The sequence below is a fragment of the Mesorhizobium sp. M1E.F.Ca.ET.041.01.1.1 genome (genome assembly GCF_003997355.1).
Classification (GTDB): Bacteria; Pseudomonadota; Alphaproteobacteria; order Rhizobiales; family Rhizobiaceae; genus Mesorhizobium.
The window spans coordinates 1-8,417 of the sequence record NZ_RZSL01000256.1; the positions used below are offsets into that span (position 1 = coordinate 1).

The 8,417-nt window shown below is 64.2% G+C and carries 5 protein-coding genes and 1 pseudogene; 4 read left to right on the forward strand and 2 right to left on the reverse strand.

Annotation, left to right across the window (positions count from 1 at the left end):
• Positions 1 to 364: pseudogene (locus tag EOA38_RS20300) on the reverse strand (hypothetical protein); the annotation flags it as partial.
• Between EOA38_RS20300 and EOA38_RS20305 the strand changes: the two are divergent.
• Entirely contained in the window at positions 363 to 1,121 is a 759-nt protein-coding gene (locus tag EOA38_RS20305; protein ID WP_127300060.1) for a DeoR/GlpR family DNA-binding transcription regulator, read from the forward strand. The pseudogene EOA38_RS20300 and the gene EOA38_RS20305 sit on opposite strands and share 2 nt — an antisense overlap.
• Positions 1,122 to 1,239: 118 nt before the next feature.
• Positions 1,240 to 3,030: an aspartate--tRNA ligase gene (gene aspS / locus EOA38_RS20310; RefSeq protein WP_189434767.1), complete on the forward strand. Its 1,791-nt coding sequence runs from the start codon at positions 1,240 to 1,242 to the stop codon at positions 3,028 to 3,030.
• Between the two features lie 96 nt (positions 3,031 to 3,126).
• On the opposite strand, the gene EOA38_RS20315 is transcribed toward aspS, so the two are convergent.
• Entirely contained in the window at positions 3,127 to 4,317 is a 1,191-nt protein-coding gene (locus tag EOA38_RS20315; RefSeq protein ID WP_127300062.1) for a hypothetical protein, read from the reverse strand.
• Between the two features lie 419 nt (positions 4,318 to 4,736).
• On the opposite strand from EOA38_RS20315, the gene parC reads away from it, so the two are divergent.
• Together parC and EOA38_RS20325 are read left to right on the forward strand one after the other, a co-directional pair.
• A complete protein-coding gene (gene parC, locus EOA38_RS20320; protein WP_127300063.1) occupies positions 4,737 to 6,992 on the forward strand; it encodes a DNA topoisomerase IV subunit A in 2,256 nt (751 codons plus the stop codon).
• 247 nt (positions 6,993 to 7,239) lie between these two features.
• A partial coding sequence (locus tag EOA38_RS20325) for an AI-2E family transporter (RefSeq protein ID WP_145966008.1) occupies positions 7,240 to 8,417 on the forward strand: 1,178 nt, incomplete at its 3' end.

The window sequence follows — 8,417 nt, forward strand, 5'->3', positions numbered from 1 at the left end:
GCGCAATCAGCGGCACCAGCCAAAGCAGCGCGCGGCGAAAGCCGACGCGCTCCAGGATCGGTGTGGCCAGGGTCAGCGCCGTCAAGGTACCGATCGGCGTCCCGATCAGGCTGACCCCCAGCGTGCCGTCCTCGATCTCCATGGCGCGCTTGATGTCCGGCAGGCGCGGGAAAATGTTGCCCATGGCAAAGGAGTAGATGGCGAAACCGGCATAGACGCGGTGCTGAGGGGCGAGTTTCAAGCCAAAGGTCATTGCGGCATTTTCCATCGGGGAGAGTGGGTCGGCATTGCCGATCCGATGCGCCGTTCTTGCATAAACATGCAAAACATGCAAGAACGTGCATAACAAAATGGGATCGTGCATGCTGACCGAGGAACGACACCAATTCATTCGCGACCGGCTGGCGGCCGACGGAAGGGTTCTGGCGGGCGAGCTCGCCAGCCGCTTCGGCGTCTCGGAAGACACGGTGCGACGCGATCTGCGGGAACTCGCCAAGGCCGGCCAGTTGCGTCGCGTCTATGGCGGAGCGGTCACTTTGGCGCCGTTCGCCGCGGCAACGATCAGCCAGCGCAGCAGCCATGCGGTCGAGGAGAAGCTGCGCCTGGCGAAAGCCGCGGTAGGCGTGCTCGCCGCCGGCCAGACCTTGTTCATCGACGGCGGCACGACCAATGAGGCGATCGCCAGGGCGATCCCGCGCGACATCGAGCTGACGGTCGCCACCAATTCGCTGGGCGTGGCAACGGCTCTCGCCGATCTTCCCCTGGTCGAGCTGATCGTTCTCGGCGGCCGGTACGTCCGCGACCTCGGCACCTGCGTCGGCGGCGACACGCTGGCCGCCGTGGCGCAACTCGGCGCGGATCTGTTTTTCCTCGGCTCCTGCGGTCTTGATGCCTCGCGCGGCGTCACGGCTTTCGATTCGGCCGAAGCCGAGGTGAAGCGCGCCATGGCGAAAAACAGCGCCGGCATCGTCATCGCCGCCACCAACGACAAGCTCGCCACCGCCGCGCCTTATCGTGTCGCAGCACCGGACGCGATCCGCCATCTGGTGGTGGAAAGAACGGCGCCTGCCGCCATACTCGCCGATTTCCAGCGACAGGGCGCAGAAATCCGCTTTGCCTGATCTCGGGTGCCGCGGCCGAGTGTGACCGCTTGCCTTGACAAAGCCGGCCTCTCATGCGCTTTTCGCGCCAATTTTCGAGCCGGGCTTTCGCCCGCAATTCCGGACTCCACCAATGACAATGCATCGTTACCGCAGCCACACCTGTGCCCAATTGAGAAAGAGCGACGTCGGCAATTCCGTACGCCTGTCGGGCTGGGTGCATCGCGTGCGCGACCATGGCGGGCTGCTCTTCATCGACATGCGCGACCATTACGGTCTGACCCAGATCGTCGCCGATCCGGATTCACCGGCCTTCAAGATCGCCGAGACCATGCGTGGCGAATGGGTGATCCGCGTCGACGGCGAGGTCAAGGCGCGCCTGCCGGAGACGGTGAACCCCAACCTGCCGACCGGCGAGATCGAGGTGTTCGCGCGCGAGATCGAGGTGCTCTCGGCGGCCAAGGAACTGCCGCTGCCGGTCTTCGGCGAGCCGGACTATCCCGAAGACATCCGCCTGAAATACCGCTTCCTCGACCTGCGCCGCGAGACGCTGCACAAGAACATCGTGGCGCGCACGAAGATCATCGCCGAGATGCGCAAGCGCATGGACGAGGTCGGTTTCACCGAATTCTCGACGCCCATCCTCACCGCCTCCTCGCCGGAGGGAGCGCGCGACTTCCTGGTGCCGTCGCGCATCCATCCCGGCACCTTCTACGCCCTGCCGCAGGCGCCGCAGCAGTACAAGCAGCTGATCATGGTCTCCGGCTTCGACCGTTATTTCCAGATCGCGCCCTGCTTCCGCGACGAGGACCCGCGCGCCGACCGTCTGCCCGGCGAATTCTACCAACTCGATCTCGAGATGAGCTTCGTCGAGCAGGACGACGTGCTCTCCACCATGGAGCCGGTGCTTCGGAGTGTTTTCGAGACCTTCGCTGCCGGCAAGCCGGTGACCCAGGAATTCCGCCGTATCCCCTTTGACGTGGCGATGCGGACTTACGGCACCGACAAGCCGGACCTGCGCAATCCGATCGAGATCCAGGCGGTCTCGGATCATTTTCGCGAATCCGGCTTCAAGGTCTTCGCCAGCATCCTGGCCAATGATGCGAAGGCCGAGGTGTGGGCTATCCCGGCCAGGACCGGCGGCAGCCGCGCCTTCTGCGACCGCATGAACTCCTGGGCGCAGAGCGAAGGCCAGCCGGGCCTCGGCTACATCTTCTGGCGCAAGGAGGGAGACAAGCTCGAAGGCGCCGGCCCGATCGCCAAGAACATCGGCGAGGAGCGCACCGAGGCGATCCGCCAGCAGCTCAGCCTTGCCGATGGCGATGCCGCCTTCTTCGTCGCCGGCGATCCGAAAAAGTTCGTCGCCTTCGCGGGCGCGGCGCGCACGCGCGCCGGCGAGGAACTGAACCTCGTCGACCGCGACCGCTTCGAGCTGTGCTGGATCGTCGACTTCCCGTTCTTCGAATGGAACGAGGACGAGAACAAGATCGACTTCGCCCACAATCCGTTCTCGATGCCGCAGGGCGGCATCGATGCCCTCAGCGGCCAGGAGCCGCTCGGCATCAAGGCGTTCCAGTACGACATGGTCTGCAACGGCTTCGAGATCGCTTCCGGCGGCATCCGCAACCACTTGCCGGAAACCATGGTCAAGGCCTTCGAGATGGTCGGGCTCGATCGCCAGACTGTCGAGGAGCGCTTCGGCGGCCTCTATCGCGCCCTCCAGTATGGCGCGCCGCCGCATGGCGGCATGGCGGCCGGCATCGACCGCATCGTCATGCTGCTCGTCGGCGCCAAGAACCTGCGCGAGGTCACCATGTTCCCGATGAACCAGCAGGCCTACGACCTATTGATGAACGCGCCCTCGGAAGCCACTCCGCAGCAGCTTCGCGAGCTGTCGCTGCGGGTCGCAGTGGCGAAGAAAGAAGGTTAGGAATCGCGCCCAAGTGGTTCCTCTTGTTCCGAGAATCGATCTCAACAAAAAAGCCCGGCATCGCTGCCGGGCTCTTTGTTTGAGCGTTCCGCTCGATCAGTCCTCGTTCGCCTTGACCTTGACGCCGAGCGTCTTGGGCAGGTCGAGCGGGTTGGACATGGCGCCGGCCATGATCAGCGCGAACGGCACCGACGACGGCGGCTCGGCCGAGATCTCGAGGCTCTTCGGATCGTCGAGGAACTTGTTGACCGCGGCCGAGACCTCTGCCGTCAGTTCGGGATTGTTGAGCTGCGCCATGCCGAACGGCACGATCGCCTTGGCCTGGTTGGCGACGTCCTTGGCCGACATGCCCTGCTGCTTGCCGACATAGTCGAGCACTTTGGCGGTCAGCGAATCGTCGTCGAAGCGCACCGAGGCGCCGTTGAAGGAAAGCTGTTGCAGGAGGCCGAGCATGGCCATGCCCTGTGCGGAATTGTCGGCGCCTTCGGGCTGTGAGGCGAGCTGCTTCTGCATAGCCTGCATCGACTTGATGAAGTCGACCGTGTAGCCGCCGAGATCGAAGGTCATGCCGAGCGTGCCGGCGTTGTCGACCGAGATGTCATATTTCGACAGCTCCATCTTGCCGTCGGAGGGCTGCCAGGTGCCGGCCATCGAGATGTTGCCGGAGATGTTCTGGTAGCCGAGCGCGTCGATCGCCTCCTTCGATTTCGGGTCGTCGACCAGCGTCAGGTCAGCGTTGAACTTCTCCGTGTTGGCGGTGAAGTCCATCGCCTTGCCGTCGGCCGGCGGGGTTATCTGGACGGCAAGCCCGTCCATCGAGAAAGCCGTCTTGTCGCCGACCTTGACCGTCATGCTGGAGAGCTCGGCCGACTTGTACATCATCATCGAACCGAGCGGATCGGTGCTGCCTTCGGCCGGCACTTTCATGTCGTGGATGACGAAGGGGCTGAGATTGAGCGTCACGCCGTCCTTGCTGTGCTCGAAGGCCGAGGTCGAGACGGTGGCGATGTCGAAGCCGCCATTGGCCTCGCTGACGCCCTCCAGCTTCACGTCGCCGATCGGCAGCGCCTCCTTCTCGGCGGCCGGCTTGATGGAGACGCCCTGCAAAACGACATTCGAATCGTCACCCGAAACCCCGGTCCAGGAAATGTCGACGCCCTGGGCGGCAAGCGTCGCCTTGACGCGCTCGGCCACGGCCGGATCGGCGGCGAAGGCGGCATTGAGCGGCAGGGTCAGCAGAAAGGTTGAAAAAGCCAGTTTCTTGAGCATTGAGCGTTGGATTGTCATTGGCGAGTTCCCTGTCCTGAAAAGTGTTTTGAGTTCCTGCCCCATCACCATTCCGTGACGAACGGGACGGGAAAAAGGCGCTTCCCGGCCCATTTGTCGAAAACGGCGATGAAAAGCAAATGCGGGCCGGCACGCTTTGCATGATGCGGTGAATTAGTCATGAAGACCGCGGCTCTCCTCAGCCAGCGCATTGCCTGCCCAGATAGAGGGCGCATGTAACAGATTGATGTTGGCCGGCGCCCCAGCTGCAGCCGAAGCCTGTTGCAGATGGGCGGCAAATTGGAATGTTCGCCTCGCCGCTTCCGTGAAATCCCTCACATCACCGGCGTCGCCCTTGCGTGCCCACATTGCGCGCGACGAATCCGCCGGATTCCAACCCGACGCTTGCCGCGAATCACCCGCTCGGCTAGTCCAAATCCATGGGAAAAAGGCATTTGCCGCCGCAGGACAATGGCGGCGGCGACAATATCGAACCGGTCGATCTGAAGGAAGCGCTCGAAAAGCGCTACCTCGCCTATGCGCTGTCGACCATCATGCACCGGGCTTTGCCGGATGTGCGCGACGGACTGAAGCCGGTCCATCGCCGCATCATGCATGCCATGCGGCTCTTGCGGCTCAACCCTGACCAGGGCTTTGCCAAATGCGCCCGCATCGTCGGCGAGGTGATGGGTAAGTTCCATCCGCATGGCGACCAGTCGATCTACGACGCTTTGGTGCGCCTCGCGCAGGAATTCTCGATGCGCTACCCGCTGGTCGACGGGCAGGGCAATTTCGGCAACATCGACGGCGATAACGCCGCGGCCATGCGCTACACCGAAGCGCGCATGACGGAGGTGGCGACCGAGCTGCTCGCCGGCATCACCGAGGACGCCGTCGACTACCGGCCGACCTACAATGAGGAGGACGAGGAGCCGGTCGTGCTCCCGGGCGCCTTCCCGAACCTGCTCGCCAACGGCTCGTCCGGCATTGCCGTCGGCATGGCGACCTCGATCCCGCCGCACAACGCCGCCGAACTTTGCGATGCCGCGCTGCACCTGATCGAGCATCCGGACGCGCCCGTGGCGAAGCTGATGGATTTCGTCCAGGGGCCGGATTTCCCGACCGGCGGCATCATCGTCGACAGCCGCGCCTCGATCCTCGAAGCCTATGAGACGGGCCGCGGCGGTTTCCGCGTGCGCTCCAAATGGGGCCAGGAGGACCAGGGCAGGGGCACCTGGAGCATCGTCGTCACCGAGATCCCCTACGGCGTCCAGAAGGCCAGGCTGATCGAGAAGATCGCCGAGCTGTTGATGGCGCGCAAGCTGCCGCTGCTCGAAGACATTCGCGACGAGAGTGCCGAGGACATCCGCATCGTGCTGGTGCCGAAGAGCCGCACCGTCGATCCAGGCATCCTGATGGAATCGCTGTTCAAGCTCACCGAGCTCGAAAGCCGCTTCCCGCTCAACATGAACGTGCTGTCGCGCGGCAAGGTGCCGAACGTCCTGTCGCTGAAGGGCGTGCTGAAGGAATGGTTGGACCACCGCCGCGACGTGCTTGTCCGCCGCTCGAAATATCGGCTGGGCGAGATCGAGAAGCGCCTGGAAATCCTCGCCGGCTACCTGATCGCCTATCTCAACATCGACGAGGTGATCAGGATCATCCGTGAGGAGGATGAGCCCAAGCAGGTGATGATGGCCCGCTGGTCGCTCACCGACAACCAGGCCGAAGCCATCCTCAACATGCGGTTGCGCGCCCTGCGCAAGCTCGAGGAGATCGAGATCCGCAAGGAATATGATGGCCTGACCGAGGAGAAGAAGCAGATCGAGGCCTTGCTGGCATCCGACGCCAGGCAATGGGCGACGATCAAATGGCAGGTCGCCGAGATCCGCAAGAAGTTCGGACCCGAGACCGAGATCGGCAGGCGCCGTACCCAGTTCGCCGACGCGCCCGAGCATGATCTGACCGACATCGCGCATGCGATGATCGAGCGCGAACCCGTGACAGTTGTCGTCTCCGAAAAAGGCTGGCTGCGCGCGATGAAAGGTCATCTGACCGACCATTCGCAGCTTGCCTTCAAGGAAGGCGATAGCCTGAAGCTCGCCTTCCATGCCCAGACCACGGACAAGATCCTGGTCTTCACCACCGGCGGCAAGTTCTACACCATCGGCGCCGACCGGCTGCCGGGCGGGCGCGGCCACGGCGAGCCGATCCGCATCATCGTCGACATGGAGAACGACCAGGACATCGTCACCGCCTTCGTGCATGATCCCAAGCGCAAGCTGCTCCTGGTCTCATACGATGCCAACGGCTTCGTCGTTTCCGAGGAAGAGGTCGTCGCCAACACGCGCAAGGGCAAGCAGGTGATGAACGTCAAGGCGCCGGACGAGGCCAAGCGCTGCGTCCCGGTCGCCGGCGACCATCTCGCCATCGTCGGCGAGAACCGCAAGATGCTGATCTTCCCGCTCGCCGAGATTCCCGAGATGGCGCGCGGCAAGGGCGTGCGCCTGCAGAAATACAAGGACGGCGGCGTGCTGGACCTGAAGACCTTCACGATTGCAGCGGGACTGACCTGGCAGGACTCCGCCGATCGCACCTTTACCAAGTCGCGCGAGGAACTGGCCGAATGGATCGGCGCCCGCGCCGCCGCCGGCCGCATGGTGCCGAAGGGTTTCCCGAGGACGGGCAAGTTCGGGTAGCGCGGCGCTAATCTCCCCCCTTGAGGGGGAGATGTCGCCTAAGGCGACAGAGGGGGTCGTCTAACGTAGAGCGCCAGCGTTCTCCTGGTCGCGAAAGGCGTTGCCGTTCCACGCGCGGCGACCCCCTCTAGCCTGCCGGCCATCTCCCCCTCGAGGGGGGAGATTCCTAGACATTTGGACTATCGTCACGATTGCTGCACTATCATGGTGCATAAGCATCCATCGAACCATGGGGAGAAACGCCGGGTTGAAGCGGGCTGAAATCCAGAAACCGGGGCAGCGCCTGTTCGGCCTGTCGACGCCGCTGAGGGCGGCCGTCATCCCGCCGCTGTCGGCGGCGCGCTGGCTCCTGGTGCTGATCGCCGCCGCCGGCGTCTATTTCTTCCACGGCTTCCTGTTTCCGGTTCTGGCGGCCCTCGTCATCGCCTTCGCGAGCTGGCCGCTCTACCGCCGGCTGCTTGCCGCGGTCGGCGGCAACCGCACCATCGCCGCGACCCTTGCGATTCTGTTCATCCTGACTTTCCTGGTGGTGCCGATCGCGCTTGCCGGCACCTATGCCATCAACGAGCTGCGCGAATGGGTGGTATGGGCGATCGAGACCAACCGCCACGGTTCCGCCACGCCGCAATGGATCGCCACGATGCCCGTTATCGGCGAGTGGCTGAACCAGCAGTGGACGGCCAATCTCGGTCATCCCGGCGGCATCGGCGAACTGATCCAGATGGTCAGCGGCTCCAACATCGGCACCATCTACCGTGGCGCGCTGGCCGCCGGCGGCAGCGCCTTCGGTCTGCTGCTTACGCTGCTGTTCATGCTGATCGCGCTGTTTTTCGCCTATCGCGACGGCGAGGCTTTCGCCGCGCAGGTCGATCGTCTCGGCGAGCGCATCCTGCCGACGCGCTGGGAGCGGATTTCGCGCGTCGTGCCGGCCACCATCTCATCCACCGTCACCGGCATGACCGTCATCGCCATCGGCGAAGGCCTGGTGCTGGGCGTCGCCTACTGGCTGGCCGGCGTGCCGTCGCCGGTGACGCTCGGCGCGCTCACCGGCATCATGGCGCTCATCCCTGGCGGCGCGCCGCTCTCTTTCACGCTGGTGTCGATCTATCTCGCCGCCAGCGGCAAGCTGTTTGCCGGCATGGCGTTGTTCACCTGGGGCGCGGTCGAGCTGTTCATCGTCGACAAGACGCTGCGCCCGAAGCTTGTCGGCGGGCCGATCAAGCTGCCGTTCCTGCCCACCTTTTTCGGGTTGATCGGCGGCGTCAAGACGATGGGCTTCCTCGGCCTCTTCATCGGTCCGGTGCTGATGGCGCTGCTTGTCGCCATCTGGCGCGAATGGCTGCGCGAGGTCGAGATGATGGATGAACAGGCGCCTGCCATCGACGAGGAGGGCGGGCCGCCGCGGATCGAGGCGGCCCGCCCTCC